The sequence below is a fragment of the Loigolactobacillus coryniformis subsp. coryniformis KCTC 3167 = DSM 20001 genome (assembly GCF_002706425.1).
GTDB classification, from domain to species: Bacteria; Bacillota; Bacilli; order Lactobacillales; family Lactobacillaceae; genus Loigolactobacillus; species Loigolactobacillus coryniformis.
The window spans coordinates 2,770,957-2,787,938 of sequence record NZ_CP017713.1 but is presented as its reverse complement, the minus strand read 5'-3'; the positions used below and the strand labels follow the sequence as shown (position 1 = coordinate 2,787,938).

Annotated in this window: 16 protein-coding genes and 1 pseudogene; 6 read left to right on the top strand and 11 right to left on the bottom strand. The window is 42.8% G+C overall.

Translation table 11 applies throughout. From position 1 onward, the window contains the following. Positions 1-228: 228 nt before the first annotated feature. The 4 genes from LC20001_RS13465 (at position 229) to LC20001_RS13450 (ending at position 4,934) form a co-directional block, all read left to right on the top strand. Positions 229-468: a protein-export chaperone SecB gene (locus LC20001_RS13465; protein ID WP_010010301.1), complete on the top strand. Its 240-nt coding sequence runs from the start codon at positions 229-231 to the stop codon at positions 466-468. Between the two features lie 227 nt (positions 469-695). Further along, on the top strand, positions 696-1,559 hold the full coding sequence (locus LC20001_RS13460) for a PRD domain-containing protein (protein WP_010010300.1): 864 nt from the start codon (positions 696-698) through the stop codon (positions 1,557-1,559). After that, positions 1,549-3,414 carry a PTS beta-glucoside transporter subunit IIBCA gene (locus LC20001_RS13455; RefSeq protein WP_010010298.1) on the top strand — a complete coding sequence of 622 codons (1,866 nt, stop codon included), beginning with the start codon at positions 1,549-1,551 and terminating at the stop codon, positions 3,412-3,414. The genes LC20001_RS13460 and LC20001_RS13455 overlap by 11 nt, the downstream gene beginning before the upstream one ends. Positions 3,415-3,428: 14 nt before the next feature. Further along, positions 3,429-4,934, top strand: coding sequence for a glycoside hydrolase family 1 protein (locus LC20001_RS13450; RefSeq protein ID WP_010010297.1), 1,506 nt, complete (start codon positions 3,429-3,431; stop codon positions 4,932-4,934). 349 nt (positions 4,935-5,283) lie between these two features. On the opposite strand, the pseudogene LC20001_RS13440 reads toward LC20001_RS13450, so the two are convergent. From LC20001_RS13440 to LC20001_RS13425, 5 genes and pseudogenes are all read right to left on the bottom strand, one after another. Continuing rightward, positions 5,284-6,213, bottom strand: a pseudogene (locus LC20001_RS13440) (IS30-like element ISLpl1 family transposase). A 94-nt stretch (positions 6,214-6,307) separates the two neighbouring features. Continuing rightward, positions 6,308-7,987: a D-lactate dehydrogenase gene (gene dld / locus LC20001_RS13435; protein WP_010010295.1), complete on the bottom strand. Its 1,680-nt coding sequence runs from the start codon at positions 7,985-7,987 to the stop codon at positions 6,308-6,310. 334 nt (positions 7,988-8,321) lie between these two features. Then, positions 8,322-9,098, bottom strand: a complete 777-nt coding sequence (locus LC20001_RS13430) for an IS3 family transposase (protein ID WP_258410017.1) — start codon at positions 9,096-9,098, stop codon at positions 8,322-8,324. A gap of 17 nt (positions 9,099-9,115) precedes the next feature. Continuing rightward, on the bottom strand, positions 9,116-9,367 hold the full coding sequence (locus LC20001_RS14810; RefSeq protein ID WP_409338989.1) for a transposase: 252 nt from the start codon (positions 9,365-9,367) through the stop codon (positions 9,116-9,118). 241 nt (positions 9,368-9,608) lie between these two features. Continuing rightward, on the bottom strand, positions 9,609-9,827 hold the full coding sequence (locus LC20001_RS13425; protein ID WP_225358715.1) for an IS3 family transposase: 219 nt from the start codon (positions 9,825-9,827) through the stop codon (positions 9,609-9,611). Positions 9,828-10,046: 219 nt separating this feature from the next. Between LC20001_RS13425 and LC20001_RS13420 the strand changes: the two genes are divergently transcribed. Further along, complete coding sequence (locus tag LC20001_RS13420) at positions 10,047-11,420, top strand: IS701 family transposase (protein ID WP_145955958.1); 1,374 nt, start codon at positions 10,047-10,049, stop codon at positions 11,418-11,420. Here the strand turns inward: LC20001_RS13420 and LC20001_RS14500 are convergent. The 4 genes from LC20001_RS14500 to LC20001_RS13400 all read right to left on the bottom strand — a co-directional run bounded on the left by LC20001_RS14500 (position 11,375) and on the right by LC20001_RS13400 (position 13,421). After that, positions 11,375-11,851 (bottom strand): hypothetical protein, encoded by a 477-nt coding sequence (locus tag LC20001_RS14500; protein ID WP_176720008.1) that lies wholly within the window; start codon positions 11,849-11,851, stop codon positions 11,375-11,377. The genes LC20001_RS13420 and LC20001_RS14500 overlap by 46 nt on opposite strands. Before the next feature lie 146 nt (positions 11,852-11,997). Beyond that, positions 11,998-12,531: a helix-turn-helix domain-containing protein gene (locus tag LC20001_RS13410; protein ID WP_056943353.1), complete on the bottom strand. Its 534-nt coding sequence runs from the start codon at positions 12,529-12,531 to the stop codon at positions 11,998-12,000. A gap of 83 nt (positions 12,532-12,614) precedes the next feature. Further along, the gene (locus tag LC20001_RS13405) at positions 12,615-12,950 is read right to left on the bottom strand and encodes a hypothetical protein (protein ID WP_056943354.1); all 336 of its coding nucleotides are present in this window, start codon (positions 12,948-12,950) and stop codon (positions 12,615-12,617) included. A 3-nt stretch (positions 12,951-12,953) separates the two neighbouring features. Further along, the gene (locus LC20001_RS13400) at positions 12,954-13,421 is read right to left on the bottom strand and encodes a hypothetical protein (protein ID WP_056943355.1); all 468 of its coding nucleotides are present in this window, start codon (positions 13,419-13,421) and stop codon (positions 12,954-12,956) included. Between the two features lie 175 nt (positions 13,422-13,596). Here LC20001_RS13400 and LC20001_RS13395 point away from each other — a divergent pair, with 175 nt between their 5' ends. Next, positions 13,597-15,045 (top strand): DDE-type integrase/transposase/recombinase, encoded by a 1,449-nt coding sequence (locus LC20001_RS13395; protein WP_056943358.1) that lies wholly within the window; start codon positions 13,597-13,599, stop codon positions 15,043-15,045. Positions 15,046-15,241: 196 nt separating this feature from the next. Here the strand turns inward: LC20001_RS13395 and LC20001_RS13390 are convergent, their stop codons facing one another. After that, positions 15,242-15,433: a hypothetical protein gene (locus LC20001_RS13390; protein WP_010009915.1), complete on the bottom strand. Its 192-nt coding sequence runs from the start codon at positions 15,431-15,433 to the stop codon at positions 15,242-15,244. Between the two features lie 31 nt (positions 15,434-15,464). Further along, on the bottom strand, positions 15,465-16,865 hold the full coding sequence (locus LC20001_RS13385; RefSeq protein WP_010009912.1) for an IS5 family transposase: 1,401 nt from the start codon (positions 16,863-16,865) through the stop codon (positions 15,465-15,467). Positions 16,866-16,982 lie beyond the last annotated feature (117 nt).

The window sequence follows — 16,982 nt, the reverse complement described above, 5'->3', positions numbered from 1 at the left end:
CCGGGATTTATTGCGTGGCTAATTTGTTCTTGCAATTTGGGGTTTAAAGAAAGCACGATATTAATCATAATTTTTATAAATATCCGGTGCCAAGAGTCAATGAATTTTGATGACCGCCACCGGATATTTTATACTGAAAATTTTAGTTAATTCCTAATCATTAGGTAATTTGTTTCCTGTAGGTAACAAATTATCGCAGTGAAAAACATTCGATTGTGAGTTGGTTTGATGTCCCAAGAGGAAGAGACCAAAGCGGTCGTTGCTTTAATCAAAGCAAACCGCGACCAAGCACAAGTAGGCATTGACACCTTGATCAATAAAAACGCCGTTGCAATCCTTTATCCCTATGTTCGGGCCTTAGTATCAGGGATAACTAATGCGTCTAATGAATATCCAGCATTAATTTTACCAACTATCAATGTTTCACAGATACTAGGTGACAGTACCGACTTAGAAACTTCTGACTAACGATCAGGCCCGTTAAACCAGGGAAGTCGACCATTGCTATCATTGAATAGGCTTAAAAGGTGATTGACACCCGTAAATAAAAGCGCTAACATTAACACATAAATTAATGACGAATAATTCATTGGGATTGTTATAGCAAAGTTTCAGTGCTACACAAAACCCACTTAGTCGAGGGGCTAAGTGGGCTTTTTTTATTAAAAAAACGTCATTTAAGGGGGAGTGATGTGATGAAAATCAAAAAGATCCTGAACAATAATGCATTTATCACGCACACTGATGATCACCAAGAACTTATCGTTATTGGCAAGGCCGTGGCTTACGGTAAACACGTCAATGAGGAGGTTGATGAAAGTAAGATTTATAAAACGTTTGCTCCGGTTAGCCGTGGGGACCGAAAACTAATTTTAGATATGATCAACGATATCCCAATCCAGTTTTTCCAAATTGCCAAACGCATCGTTGATAAGGCCCAAGCAGATGATCAGATCGACCTGACCGACAGCGTCTACATCGCCTTAACGGACCACATTGCGTCCGCTGTCGACCGAGCCAAGGAACACTTATTTTTAACCAACCAATTTATTTGGGAGATTCGCAGCTTTTATCCCAAAGAATTTTCGATTGGTCTCTGGGCATTACAGCTGATCGAACAACAGTGCGGGGTACCACTACCAGAAGACGAGGCGGGGTTCATGGCAATTCATATTATTAGCGGGGAACTCGGGAACCGGTTAGATGACTTTCAAGCTGTCGTCAACTTTATTAAGAAACTCACCAGCATCGTCACGTACCAACTGGCAATAGATATTGATCGGGAATCACTCGATTATAACCGGTTTGTCACGCACTTAAAATTTTTCTGGCAATACATGATGTACAACAATGAAAAACAATCCATTGGTGACCTCAGTAACGACATGCTTGCAATTATTAAAGGTAAAAAGGTCGCCGCGTACGAATGCGCGTTAAAGATTAAAACGTTTATTCACCAAACTTATAATTATGATCTTAGCAATGAGGACCTACTCTACATGACGATTCACATTGCACGGATCACCGAAAATACGGGGAGGCAACATGATGAAGTATGAAGCAATGAATCAAGCCATTATTAAGGGCGTCGGGGGACCGGGCAACGTCAAATCGGTCGTGCACTGTGCGACCCGCTTACGCTTTGTTTTGAATGATGAAAGCAAGGCGGACGATGATGCCGTCAAAAATATTCCAGGAATCCTACAACTCGTCAAAAAAGCTGGTCAATACCAATTAGTGATCGGCAATAACGTTGAAGATGTCTATAACGAGCTCGCTGATATGCTCGACTTAGATAACCAGGCCACGACCGCCGATTCGGGGAAAGACAATCGCAACTTATTTGATAAAGTGATCGGGACCATTACCGGTTCGATCGCCCCTGTAATTCCGCTCTTAGCTGGTGCCGGGATGGGGAAGGTGCTCCTTCTTATCTTAACGCTTACCGGGGCACTCTCCGACAAGAGCCAAACGTATCAAATGCTAAATTTGATTTTTGATACCGGCTACTTCTTCATGCCCGCGTTTATCGGGTTTTCCGCCGCCAAAATTTTTAAAACTAACCAATACTTAGGAGCCTTCATGGGCCTGGTTACGGTCAATCCGAACTGGACGGCCTTAGTTGCGGCTGCCAAACCCGTTAGTTTTATCGGGATTCCAGTTCAGCTGGTCTCTTATTCGTCAACCTTGATCACGGCGATCTTAGCCGTTTGGATCATGTCGTATATTGAAAAATTTGTTAAAAAGATTACGCCAGGAATGATTAAAGTGTTTGCTGAGCCAATGCTAATCATGTTAATCACAGCGCCTTTAACATTTATCGTTCTTGGACCGATTGCCAACTTGATTTCTATGGGAATTGCCGCTGTAAGTATGTTCTTGTATGAACATGCTGGTTTCATTGCCATTCCATTGTTAGCAGCAGCTTATCCATGGTTGGTCTCGATTGGTATTCACAAGGCATTGAGCCCAATCAGTATTCAACTAGTTGCAACGCAAGGATTCGATCCAATCATCCGAGTGGTCGCACTTTGCTCGAACATGTCCCAAGCTGCAGCTTCATTAGCAGTTGGATTAAAAACTAAAAATAAGCAATTACGCGCTTTAGCACTTTCTTCGACAGTTACGGCTTATTTAGGTGGTATTACTGAGCCTGCAATGTTTGGTGTTAACTTGAAGTTAAAGAAGCCGATGTATGGTGCGATGATTGGTGGTGCCATTGCTGGATTATTTGCTGGATTTATGAAAATGAAGGCTTTTATTTATGTTACCCCCGGATTGTTAAGTCTACCGATGTGGGTCTCGAAGACGGAAAATTTTGTTGTGTTAGCCATTGCCACCATTGTTATTGCAAGTATCGCAACCTTTGTTGCCACTTGGCTCATTGGATTTGATGATCCAGTGAGTGATGAGACGACAAAAAAAGAACAAGCTGAGGCTGATAAAGTCGTAACGACTAAACACACAATCAACAGTCCAGTTGTCGGTGAAACACGGAAATTAAGTGAAGTGAACGACGAGACATTTGCGAGTGGTGTTATGGGAAACGGTATCGCGGTGATTCCGAGTGAAGGCCTGGTCGTTGCACCGGCCGATGGTATTGCATCCGCAGTATTTGACACTAGCCATGCAATTGGAATTCATTTGGATAATGATGCTGATTTGTTGATTCATGTCGGGATTGATACGGTTGAATTGCACGGCAAGTATTTTGAAACCTTAGTCAAGAAAGGTGAACGCTTTCATGAAGGACAGCCACTGTTGAAGTTTGATTTGGAGAAAATCAAGGCTGCCGGGTATGATCCTACCGTGATGATTATTGTATTAAATACAAAGGATTTCTTAGAAGTCTTGCCCGTACCGGAATCGAATCAATCTGTAAAAGTTGGTAATAACTTGTTAATGCTGGCATAGTTGGAGGAATTACAATGGATTATTTCAAGACGGCACCGAATTTTATGTGGGGAGTTGCCACTGCCGCGAATCAAGTGGAAGGTGGTTGGGATGAAGACGGAAAAGGAATGTCAATTGCTGACTGCATGCGCTATCGACCAAAAATAGATACAAATGATTATCAAGCTGTTAATCAAATGGACAGCCATGAAATTGAACTTGCATTGACTGATCATTCAACAAAAGGTTGGGCAAAGCGGCATGGCGTTGATTTTTATCATCGTTACCGGGAGGATATTAAATTATTAGCAGCAACGGGTATCAACACGTACCGCTTCTCAATCAGTTGGGCCCGAATTTTTCCCAACGGGGATGACGCCCAGCCAAATCAAGCCGGTCTTGACTACTACTTAGCGGTCGTCCAAGAACTTAAAAAGTACAACATTACGCCGATCGTGACGTTGTCTCATTATGAAATGCCCCTAAACCTCGTCTTAAACTACGACGCCTGGTTCGATCCACAAGTCATCGGCTACTTTAACAAGTTTGCCCAAACGGTGATCGATTACTTGCACGATGATGTGAAGTACTGGATTCCAATCAACGAGATCGATAGCATTATTCGCCACCCATTTTCATCTGCCGGGCTAGTTGCCGATCGATTTCAGGGCCAGAACTTTGAAGCAGTGATTTATCAAGCAATGCACCACCAATTCTTAGCCGCCGCCAAAGTCGTTCAATACTGTCACCAACGTTACGCGGATTTGCAAGTGGGGTCCATGATTACACGAACCATGGTTTATCCGTATAATAGTGATCCACAAAACGTCCTGGCCGCGACTGAAACGATGCGTGACGTCTACGCCTTTAGTGATATTCAGGTTCGGGGGCGCTACCCCCAGTACTTACTGACGACACTTAAGCGGAAGGGGATCCCGTTAACGATTTCCGCCGAAGACCGCGCGTTGTTACAACAAAACACGGCAGACTTCGTTGCGTTTAGTTACTACTCGTCGATCTGCACGGCAGCCGATCCAACTGGTCTCAAAGTGACCAAGGCGAACCGGACGGCCGGGGTTTACAACCGCTACCTTCCAGAAAGTGAATGGGGCTGGCAGATCGACCCCGTTGGGTTACGGTTATCCCTGATCGACTTGTACGACCGGTACCAGAAACCACTCTTCATCGTCGAAAATGGGTTGGGGGCCACGGACACTTTAACGGCGGACCATCACGTTCACGACCAGTACCGGATCGACTATTTACGCCAACACATTCAGCAGCTATTGATCTCCATGGCCGAGGACGGCATCGAGCTAATGGGCTACTGCATGTGGGGCCCCACCGATATGATCTCGGCATCGTCCAACCAAATGTCCAAACGGTACGGGCTCGTCTACGTCGACTTAGACGATGCGGGCAACGGGACTTATAGCCGTTACCGTAAAGACAGCTACTACTGGTATCAGCAACTACTGAGTTATGGCCATCAAATTCCCGTTGAATTTCTGGCCACCCCGGTTCCAGCGGTTTCTGAATAGGGCGTTTCAATTAGCAGGGGAGCCCCTAACTTAAAAAAGCACGATTTAGTGGCATTTTTATGCCGGTAAATCGTGCTTTTTTGCTTCCGTCCACCTACAATAACGGATTAGGTTAATTGCAGTCGCACAAACACGGTAAACATCTGGAGGCGAATTAAATGAGTACCGAGTATTAGAAAAGATAAAACGATTGCACCGGTTAAAACTGCCAATAATGAAGTGTTGGTTAACTTTCTGGATTCTCCCGGGGCATCAAAAGCTAAAAAAGAAGCTGATACGGGGAAAATAACAACTATCGGCTCGTTAATGGATTTTGACAATTGGATTGATAAATTGGTAGATTGCAAATTTAATCCGAATTTTTGGACAAATTTGTCAGCATAACCTGATACGGTGTTTGCCAGTCGAGTATTTTAAGCGGTCGCTGGTTAATTTGGAGTAACGTCGTCGTTAAATCTTGAGCACTAATGTGCTCAAAACGAGTCCCTTTAGGATAAAAATAACGTAAATTCCGATTAAAGCGTTCATTACTACCACGTTCAGCTGGCGTATAAGCATGGCAGTAATAGGTCTTAATACCATATTGTGATTCAAGTGATACTAGCCCACTAAACTCAGTGCCACGGTCCACAGTAAAGCTGTGCACCGGACCATTAAAAGTGGTTAGGAACTTAGTTAGTGCTTCATTAACAGTCGCTGTCGTCCGATCTTTTAACCGGTATGCCCAAAGGAACCGTGATTTGCGATCGATTAAAGTTAATAAAACTGCCTTACTATGCCCACGAGGACCAACGACTGTATCTAGTTCAAAATCGCCGATGCGATTACGTTGATTAATCATCATGGGACGCTATTCAATTGATCGCCCCAAAGATTGGTTATATTTGGATCGTTGGTCAACGTTACGCCGTTGGCGTACGCCATGTTCGGGTAGATCATTCAAGGAGAAACCAATTCTCCCCTGATTTAGCCAATTATAAATAGATTTAGTAGCTAGTTTAAATTCGTGAGCAATCATTCCTGGTGACCAGCTTAGACGTAAATGGTTGAGAATTTTTTGCTTTAACTCATCGCTTAGCTTAGTTTTCCGACCACATCGTGATCGCTTGTATTCGGCATCTGTTTGTGCTAATTCAGCCTGATAAGGTTGACATCGAGATAATTCATAAGAAATTGTTGACGGTGATCGGTTCAGCCGAACGCCCATTTGGATATTGGACAGCCCTAGTTCACAAAAGGTTTCGATTTTAATTCGTTCGGAATAGGTTATACTAGACAAAAGATCAGCTCCTAAAAGATGGGTTTGTGGTAAACACCATTTTAAAGGAAGCTGATCTTTTTTGTCCGAACAGCGTTCGGATTAATTTTACAATCTACCATTCGCCCCAATATTTAGACATTGTTTGTTTACCAACGCCAGGGTTGAAACTATTAGTTGGATCATTTTTCTTATAGTGCTTGATTAAGGCCGGTGCTGCCAAATATAGATGCCCAACATTGTGTTCGGCTGGATAAACAGCGTGACGCTCATCCAAAATTTTAAGCATTTCTTTTTTAAGTTCATGCGCATCGACGCCAGGTTTTAGAATATAATCCTGGTGCATAACGTGATCAAGTAAGTGACCATAATAAATTTTGTGTTCTATTTTGTCTTCAATCTCTTTAGGCAAATGCTCGAACCACTTATAATCATTACTTGCCAACGCGATATCTAGTGGCAAAATGTCAATACTATCCTGTTTTAATTCTTGATATCGAATCGCAACCCCAGCTGTTACATAGCGGTGAGTTGCCGCTTTACTGGTCTCATTGGCATCGGCTTCAAAGTAGTCGCCACTGGCTTTGTCAAAATAAGATTTGAGATACTCTCGCGCTTCTTCAATACCATTACCAGCCATTTTCAATTGTAGGTAATGGTCGTACTTTTCGTAATAATCATCTAACCGCTTTGGCATTTGATTAGGAAATAAATTACTTAATGTTTGAAGCAAACGATCTGGGAAATAAGGTTTGAAAAACGGAATGTGCTTCAAAAAGCGTTCGCCCCATGCTTTTAGCGCAAACATTTGGGGCAAATGACCCGTACCAATTTTTTCAATCACAATTAGTGAGTCTTTACCATATTTCTTGGCCAATTTATAAGCATTTTTATGCATATATTCACCAGAAACAGGCAATTCTTTGAATGTCGTCATAATATGGCGACGAATATCTTCCAACTCATCGGGATTATTCGTTCCAATGTAAAACATTTGTGTTTTTTTATCCATTGGGAATGTATCTAAGCGGACAGCCAATGCCGCAACGTGACCGGACGATCCAGATACTTCATACAATTCTTTAGGATTTGCATTGTATCGAATAGGCTTATCAGATTCAACGTCACGCACAACCTGTTCATGATGGAACATTGAACCATGATGTTCAGTAGCTGGTACTTGATTCAAATCAAAATTGCGGTTCTGCAAATTAGTAATAATCTCTTCGGGCGTTTTGCCCAAATCAATGCCTAAATGGTTAACTAAGTGCATTTCGTCATGTTCATCAATCCAAACATACAATGATAGCTCTGTATAAGCTGGACCTCTTCTGATCAAAGCACCACCAGAATTGTTGTTAATACCACCAATGACCGATGCACCCAAATTAGATGAGCCAATGACTGAATGTGGTTCACGTTTAAGTGGTCGCAATTCATTTTCTAAGTGAAACAGTGTCGTACCGGGGAATGCTAGTACTTGTTCCCCATTATTGATTAACTGTAAATCTTTAATTTTCATGCCGTTCACAACAACTGCAGAACGGTCATAACCTGGGGCTGGTACGGATCCCTCAGTCAAACTAGTGTTGGCTGCTTGCATAATAATGATAATATTGTTATCATGCAAAACATTAAGCACACGCCACATTGCCATTAAAGTGGTTGGAAATACGACTGCAACTGCATCGCCCTTACCTGAGCGGTACCCTTTCCTAAAACGTAAAGATTTTGCTTTGTTAGTAATAACATTTTTTTTACCAACAACATTGACTAGTTCTTCGACTAAGTCCATATTAACTTCTCCCCTCTATAACATTTGTAAAAAACGTTTTAATCATTACGCTTTCAATGATACGCTTTCAATGATACGCTTTCAATGATACGCTTTTTTTGATGCGTATCTGGATTGAAGTCAATATTTGAGACAGATTTTAAGAGACATTCAGAACCGCGTTTACCTTCCACAGCTCAAATAAATCATTAATCGCGATTAATAACTTATTTGAACCCTGGAAAGCATTAAATCAGGCGGCCATTTGGCTCGTAAGTGTTACAATTTCAACTTGTAAGGGGGTCTGGTAGCCCAGTGAACTATGAATGCTCTTCCTATTGTAGAAAGCATGCACCTATTCAAAAAGGACGGCAGCGGCAGTTTCATAATCTTCAAAGACCGGCACTGGATAAACACATTCCTTTTTGAGGGAAGCGTGAAAGGATTCCATTGGCGCATTATCATACGGACAACCCTTACGGCTGTATGAGTGGCGGATATGTAGCTCAGTTAAACGTTGATTGTAATCATCGCTGGTATACTGTGATCCTAAATCCGTATGGATAATCAGGTCCCCAGTAATGGTTCGATTTTTAACCGCGCTTTCAAGGGTCTTTAAGACTAAATCAGTAGCCATCTTTTTTGAGAACGAATAGCCGATAATCCGTCGTGAGTGCAGGTCCATGATGGTTGATAAGTAACACCAGCCATTACGCTTCGTTTGAATATAGGTCATATCAGCGGTCCATTTTTGATTTAAACCAGTGGTCGAGAAATCCTGCTTAAGCAAGTTGGGACGCTGTTCAACCTTGGTTTTGGAAGCCGAAGCCGCTTTCCACTTATTGACGGTAACGGAGTGGATATCCAGTTCCTTCATGAGCCGGGAAATCCGTCGTGGACTGCACCGAAGCTGCAGTGGTTGAAGTTCCAGATTCAATTCATGGTGGATCTTCATAACACCGTATCGCTGCTTAAATTCCGCAAAGATCCGCAGAATCCGTTGTTTCAAGCCCGCATCTTCGGCCCGGCGTTTTGAAGGTTTGGGGGATCGATAACGATAATACTGAGCTCTGGAAACACCGAGGATTCGGCACATCTTGGTTACCTGGTGGTGATGGCTTTCTTGGTGAATGTAATCAAAGATATTGGTTACTTCTGCGCAAGGAAGCCCAGGGCTTTTTTTAGGATTTCGTTCTCCTCAGACAGCGAAGCCAGTCGCTTTTCCATCGCTTTGATTTCGTCTGGCGATTTACCGGATTGAGTTTTGGCCTGGCCCTGGATCCACTTATGAACTGTTGAATAGCCAATGCCATATTCTCTGGCCAGTTGGGCAGCTGATTCGCCTTGCTTATATAGGTTTTTGTTTGAATTCTTTGTCGTAACGAGTTGGCATGTAAAAATTCCTTCCTTTCGAAAGACGATTTATTCATTATACCCTCTCTTAAAAGTTGTCTCAGGAATCAGCTTACATCCATTTCTCGGAGTGAGTTCTTGAACTCCTTTTCACCCTCAACACCAATCTTTAAACCAAAATTGTCTGCCATTTAATCACCACCTTTCAAATTTTGTGTATGAAAAAAGCACTTAGCGTGTTTTGCTAAATGTGAAGTGCAACATAAAAGTTAGACAAAAATAAATAGTTTTACGCAGCTAAGGTATGTTCTCGGTATTCACAAGGGGACATACCTTTTGTTTTCGTAGAAATTCGATGATGATTAAACCAATCAATATAGTCTTTTGAAATATGACTTAGTTCCTCAAGATCTTGGCATGGTGGAAGTCCACTCAAACATTCTGTCTTGTAAATGTGGAAGAAGCTTTCAACGGGCGCATTGTCATGACAATTGCCCTTCCTAGACATACTTTGAATAAAGTCATTATCTGAAAGCCTTTGCGTATAATAATTGAGCTGATATTGCCAACCTTGGTCCGAATGAACAATTGGTTTAACATTTTTAGGGAGTTTAATGATTAGTTCAGCACTTTACAGCTTTTTAAAAAAATTTGGATATAAAAAGGCACGAATGCCTATTCTTTGCTAAAATGAGTTCGTCTAAAAACCACTCAGAAAGAAGGATTCGTGTTGAACTCATTTTATCAAAAATCATCACTTTTAACCACCCTCCACGCCTATTTTTTTGATTTAAAAGCGGCTGGCTTGTCTAAGCCAATGGGCCTTAACTATTTTTGGTTGTGTCTAGCGTTGTTAGTGATCGGTGACCGCCACTCGATCCGCCACTTATTTGAACAATTTCTGGGCCGGGTGACGAAGCATTCTTTGAACACGTTTTATCGGGCTTTGGCAGTGATCGGTGACCACTTGCCACAGTTAGAAGTGCGCAACTTGACGTATTTACTGACCTTGATTCCCACTACTTGTCAGGACTTGCCCTTATTATTGGTTCTGGATGACACGGTCCAACCCAAGTTCGGCCACAAATTTACCGGCGTCAAATATCTATTCGATCACGCCGCACATACGGGTAAGCGGCTCGTCAATGCCCATGATTTCGTTACTTTAGGTCTGATGATCCCAACACAGCGGGACCAAGATGACCAGCCAGTTTATACGTTCTTGCCGTTAGCCACGCACCTTTATCAGGCGGAACAGGCGACCAAATACCAGCAAGCGGCGCAAATGATCAAGACGACTTTGAAATCGATCGCCAGCGACCAACAAGTGTTCCTACTGTGTGACAGTTGGTATCCCAAAGCTGAGATCAACCAACTGGTCATGACGCAACCTAATCTAGCTATGATCGCCAATGTGCGTAAAGATACCGCCATGTTTGGCTTACCCAAACGCACCGGTAAGCGCGGTCGGCCGCGGAAATATGGTGACCAGATCCATTTGGGAAATATTGCATTAAATCTTTGTTCGGCCGGAGATCAGATCGGTATAGTGCGGTGTCTGACACGCTTGATGCCCCAGCCAGTTTACATGATCCGCGTACAACGCAAGACGACTTGTCGTCTGTTCATGGCGACGAGCGCGCCCGAAGAATTAGCGGCGATCACAACCGAAACCCTAGCCGTTGATCCGACCCAGCTCACCTATCGGACGCCGGAGACCAGCGCCCCTGCGCCAGCGCTACGAGCGTTGGCCTACTATCAAAAACGTTGGGCGATCGAGACCTATTTTTATGAAATGAAAACATTCTGGCACTTCGGTGATTACGCCGTGCGTTCAGTAGCCAAGATCGAAGCCGATCATCATTTATTGAATACGGCGTACACCTTGATGATCGTTTTACCATTGACCCAGCCTAGACTAGCTTTTTTGGCAACCAAAAGTTTGCGCGAACGCAAACTCTGGTTAAGTCGGCAAATTCAAGCGGCGCTGTTTTTGGCTAGTTTAGCGCGGCAAGTGCAAAGGCGGTTAAAAACAACACCGGCCAAAGTGGTGATTCAGTGGTTGGCTTCTTGTTGGTCGGGGGTCAGTGAAAAGCTGTAAAGTGCTGTGATTAGTTCATTAAGGGTACTCATAATTAATTGCCGATTTGGACTATCGTTAATTTGAAATGCGAGAACTTCTTTACTTGCTTCATCGGTGATAACCGAGATGTAAGCCCATTTATTATTTCCTAAACGAACTTGAGTCACGTCGGTATGAAGCGCCTCATAGGGTTTAGTTTTACTGAAATCCTGGTTTAAAATATTAGCTGCAATTTTGCCAACAGTCCCTTTGTAGGATGAATATTTTCCGTTCTTATGTCGGTTATATAGGCGCACTTGAACGTTTAATTCACTCATTAAATGGCGAACAACGGTATCTGCTAAATGGATGTTTAATTTGATCAGTTCGGTCTGAACCCGGCGATAGCCATAAGTTAAACGTCCCCGATATTTCCCATTATTTGTGATTTCAATAATTTTCTCTTTCACACGCGCATATTTGTCGTTACGATTACTAATTCGTTTACGCTCATCATGATAAGTCGCTTTCTTAAGGCCAATGGCCTTAAGGATATCTCCGATTTTATAACGTTCAGGCTTCGGAAGCTTAGCTTGGTCAGCTCTGATCTGATCAACTATTTGTGTTTTACGTCGTCCTTTGAAGGTCCGAACAGAGCCATTGATTTTTTTAGAATATCATTCTCTAACCTTGTTTCGTATAACGCTTTATTTTTTTGCATGAGCTCTGCACGCAGTCGTTCAACTTCGCTTTGTTTTTCTGGAGATGATGTTAGCTTCTTCTTCCGTTTCATTTTGGCAGGCCTACCTTTTTGATGAGACCGTAAAGCTTCAATGCCATCACGATTAAATCCAGTTCGCCAAACACTAATTTGGCAGGCTAAAATATCATACTTTGTGGCGACAGCAGCTAAAGACTCATCATGAGTTTGGTAGTAGTCTATCACACTTAGTTTGAAATCAGTAGAAAACTTTCGCTTATTGGCCTTTCGCTTTAGCGTTTCGATGCCGCCTAAGCGATACCGCTGAATCCAATACCAAATCTGACGTTTAGATACACGGTACTTCTGAGCAAGTTCAACAACGCTCATCTTGTCATTAAGAAATTGACCAACGACTTGTGCTTTTAACTCGGGATTATATTTGACCATACAAAAAGTGCCTCACAATCATTAGACTGTTTGTCTAACAATTATGAAGCACTTCAAATGCTTTAACATCGTTGATTTCTTTTTTAGGCTTTTTGAATAAAGTCGATTACTTTCAATTTCATACCTTTGGTAATCGGATATTTTTTTACCTTTTCAATCATATCTTCCTTTGTATTTGTTTTGAGTTGTTCCTTGATAACCATTGTAGTAATTTTTTCATAGCCGAACTCTGTAATCTTATCAGCAGAAAGTCCAATCAAAAGCAACAATCCAGCACCACCAAGCATACCAAAAGGCCCTAAAGCAGCCAATGCAGCTGTAAATGCGGCGGCTCCAGCAAGTCCTGTAGCACTCATTGCCACAAGTAGAATTATGGCAGGTATACCAAAGCCTGCAAGTTTTTTTACCAGTTCATCCATCGACTATTCCTCCATTGATTCCTGCTCATCGTTATAGTGAGCATAATTCTTGGTTCCGCAATATTTACACTGGATGTATGATTCAATTCCATTCTCATCGTCCTTAGGGTGGAACGTTGCTCCCAACAAAGGCTTCCCACAATTGCTACAAACACCAACATTATCGATTTTAACTGTTTCTTTTTTCTTTCTATTTTTCCATTTGTAAGCAATAACTCCGCCAACTGTCGTCAGAGCTAGGACTACACTACCTATGATAATAGCTTCCTTACCACTAATACCTTTGGCAGAACTTGAGGCTGATCTTGTCATATTGTTTGAACCATTATACGATGATTTAGCTGAAGTTTCAGACAAAGTTTTATGAATTTTTTCGACAACTGGTTCAACATCGTAAGAATAACTTCCTTGTTGATACCCACCATTTGTATACTGATTTCCAAAGAAAGGATGTCCCTCTGGTGCTCCCATAATCTTTACCTCCAAATTATTTCGGTACTGTCAAACGTACCCGATTTTGTCTAGTTTTAATTATTGTTTCTAATGGTTTTGTATTATCTAAGTGAAATTAAAAAACACCCGGACCAATTCTTCTGTTATCCTTGGTGTGCAACCAACAAGAATTCCAAGAAAGAAGGAGATCCGAGTGCTTACACCATTATTAACTTATTTAGTCCAAATAATCAAGTTCCAACGTGCATTGATCATCTTTTTGTTGGCCCAGCTGATTGATATTTTTGACCATTCGCGCTTGCCCAGCACCGATAAACCAACCTATAAACGCTTTAATCAATTTCAAGTTGACGATAAATTACCAATTTTAGCAGCCGATATTGGTCCAGAATCACTTAATTATGAGCAACTGATCATTGACTACATGACCAAAACCGGCAAAGATCTAAAACCAATTCGGCGCCGACAAGGCACCGTGATCACGTTCCAGAACCAACGTTGCCCACGCTGTAATGCCCCAAGCGACTATCTATACGCTAATAACGGTAAAGGTAATCAGCTTAAGTGTAAGATCTGCGCTTTTAGCTTCCAAAATGGTGATGCGCAGAAGAAGAAAGCGGTGGTACTTCGTTGCCCATACTGCCAACATCGATTGGAAGCTCATCACCACCGTAGTAACTTCGATGTGTTACGTTGTCCTAATGACCAATGTTCATTTCGTTTAAAACAAATCAAGCAGTTATCCGTAGCTGAAGCCAAACAATTCAAGGAACAGCCATCTAGCTTCAAAGTACGCTACACTTTCCGTAACTTTAAATTCGATCTCAAAGGCTTAGCGGCTAGTTCGCCAGTTCAAGCCAAGGTCGATTTGAGTAAGATCCAAGCCAGCCCTGAGGTTTTAGGGCTTGTCCTGACCTATCACATTAACTATGGCCTGTCGGCCCGTCGTACCGCAGCCATCATGTACGACGTTCACGGCGTTAAGATCTCCCACCAAACCATTCACAACTACGAAGAGGCGGTAGCGACCGTTATTCGACCATTCTGGGCTAACTATCCTTACGAACTTTCCAACCAATTAGTTGGTGATGAGACTTACGTCAAGGTCAAAGGTAAGTGGAACTATATCTTTTACTTTTACGACGCGGTTAAAAAGCTAATTCTAGCCGACTATATAACGCCCAACCGCACAACTGAATCAGCGGTCGTTGCCATCAATCAAGTCCTACAGAAGATGTCCGAACGTCCAGCCGACCTACAGTTCGTAGTCGACGCCAATCCCATTTATCAAGTAGCACAACTTTATTTTGCTCAACAAGGGATCAATTTTAAAATCAAGCAAGTAGTAGGGTTGACCAACAAAGATCCAATCAGTAAAGAGTATCGTTTCTTGAAACAAACAATTGAGCGTTTAAACCGTAGTTTTAAGGGCAATTATCGGTCGGCCACTGGTTTTAACTCACCAACCGGTTCAGCCAGTTATACCGCCTTATATTCAGCGGCTTATAACTTTTTACGCCCGCACGAAGCGCTAGATTATAAGGTGCCGGTACACCTACCAGAGCTGGACAATAAACCGCGCATGTACGATAAATGGTTGGCCTTGATTGATCTAGCACAAAGCCAATTACCAACTGCATAAGCAAGCATTAGTTTAGGACTAGAATCAAACTTGTCTAAGCTGACTTTGTGTTGCCTCGAAACGGGCGATTGGCCGGATTAATACTGTGCGCGTACAGAACTAACCAACTAGACCACTCAATCCTTAAGTCGATTTCTACAGTTGCATCTACACCACCTTCTGAACCACGGTTTTCATAGAACTTTTGACGTTACCATTATTTCAATAATTTTTTCCAGTTAAGCGCCGACATAGCACCTAAAATAGTACCAGCAAGAGGAACTAACGCTGCAAACACAGAAACTAGAGCAGCACCGGATACTCCACCTACAGCCGAAGCAGCAACTTGTTCAACAGATTTTTGGACTTCTCCGTACGTATCATCATCAAGTTCATCATTACTATCCAAAAGAATTGCAATTACTTTAGTGGCTGTTTAATTAGGCCACCATATCTTCAACCTTCGTAGTAAATTTATAGCGAATTTGATAGGTTACTCCTTCTGATTCTGCCAAAACAAAAATTGGTATAGCAAAAACCCGCATCAGGGCCAACACATTGCTCAGGACGATTGCCTCATCGATCTTTACGGCCAACGATTCAGCGGTTCGAGTGTTCACCAAATCAAGCCCCAGTGAACCCTTCATAAAGGCAAACCGGCGCTCTATGGCACCTCGTCGATTCTCGGCGTCAGTATCTTTTCGGCGTTGTTCAGTGTTAACGTGTTTCGGATGACGCCCCAATTTGGGACCACAGATGCGGATACCTAAGTCTTTGCATAGCTTCAGGTTCTCTCGATTACGATATAATGTGTCCGCTAGTACTTCATCAGGATAATGTCCGTGCAAGTCAAAGTAGTGGTCCAAGGTCTCCTTAAAGTCTTTGCCTTCAGAGAAGGCATTAAAGTCTAAGCGTTCGATATCGATTACGCCTTCGCTTAGAGAACAATCAATCTTCGCGCCGAATTCTACTTTGGCATTTGCTTTGCCACGCTGAATCGGGCGGATGTATGGCTGTTGGAGACTGACAATACGATTTTCGACGCGATGCGTCTTATGGGTATACATGTACCACTGTTGGTCAAACAAGATCCGAATAACTCCCAGGCGGATTGCCTGCTTTTCTGGCAAAGTTGCCCCAAGGTCTAAGAACTCGTTGATGTAGCGCAGATCGCGACGAACGTATTGCAATTGTGCTTTGACCTGCTTATGAAAGCCGCCGCGTTGTTGCTTTGGATGGCGCGAAAACGCCGTCCAACAGTGTTTGGCTTCACGTTTATACATGCGTGGGTTCGGCACACCCAATTGGTGTGCCATATCGATTGCCATCGCTTCAAGATTGAGCAACACAGTATCTTGCGGATACTTGATTTTAACGGGTACCGCTGTTGCATCAGTGATGACTGTGTCTACCTTGAACGGGACCAACGCTTCAATCTTAGCCCGGACAGTGTCGTTGATGATATTGGTAATCAGCTCAGAAATGTCGGCAATCCGCTTGCGAAAGTGAGCCAAGCTGGAGTAGCTGAATGGCGCCACTGCTTTGTACTCAGACAAACCAATGAAGTATTGAAGCGCCGGTGTATCCCGAATCGCCGCAACTACACCACGATCTGTTAGCCCCATTCGTTGTTGAATCAAACCAGCACCATAAAGCATGCGAAAAGGCTTCGCAGCGCGGCCAAGATTCTTGGTAAACTCCAATTGGTATGCGTCATCGAGCGCCTTCCATGGCATAACCTCCGCCAATTGAACCCATTCGTTATCTGGGCTAAGAGGTGTGCTTAGACCAGCGCCAAAAGATTCAAATGATAGTTGAAGCGGGCTGTGACGATATGCCATGAAATAACCTCCAAGGATATTCTGGAAAAATGCACGAGAAATGTGCGAAATCGGTAATTTTCTATGGATTTATTATAACGCAATAATGAGCTTATGGGTTGAAATGCTTGAACGTTA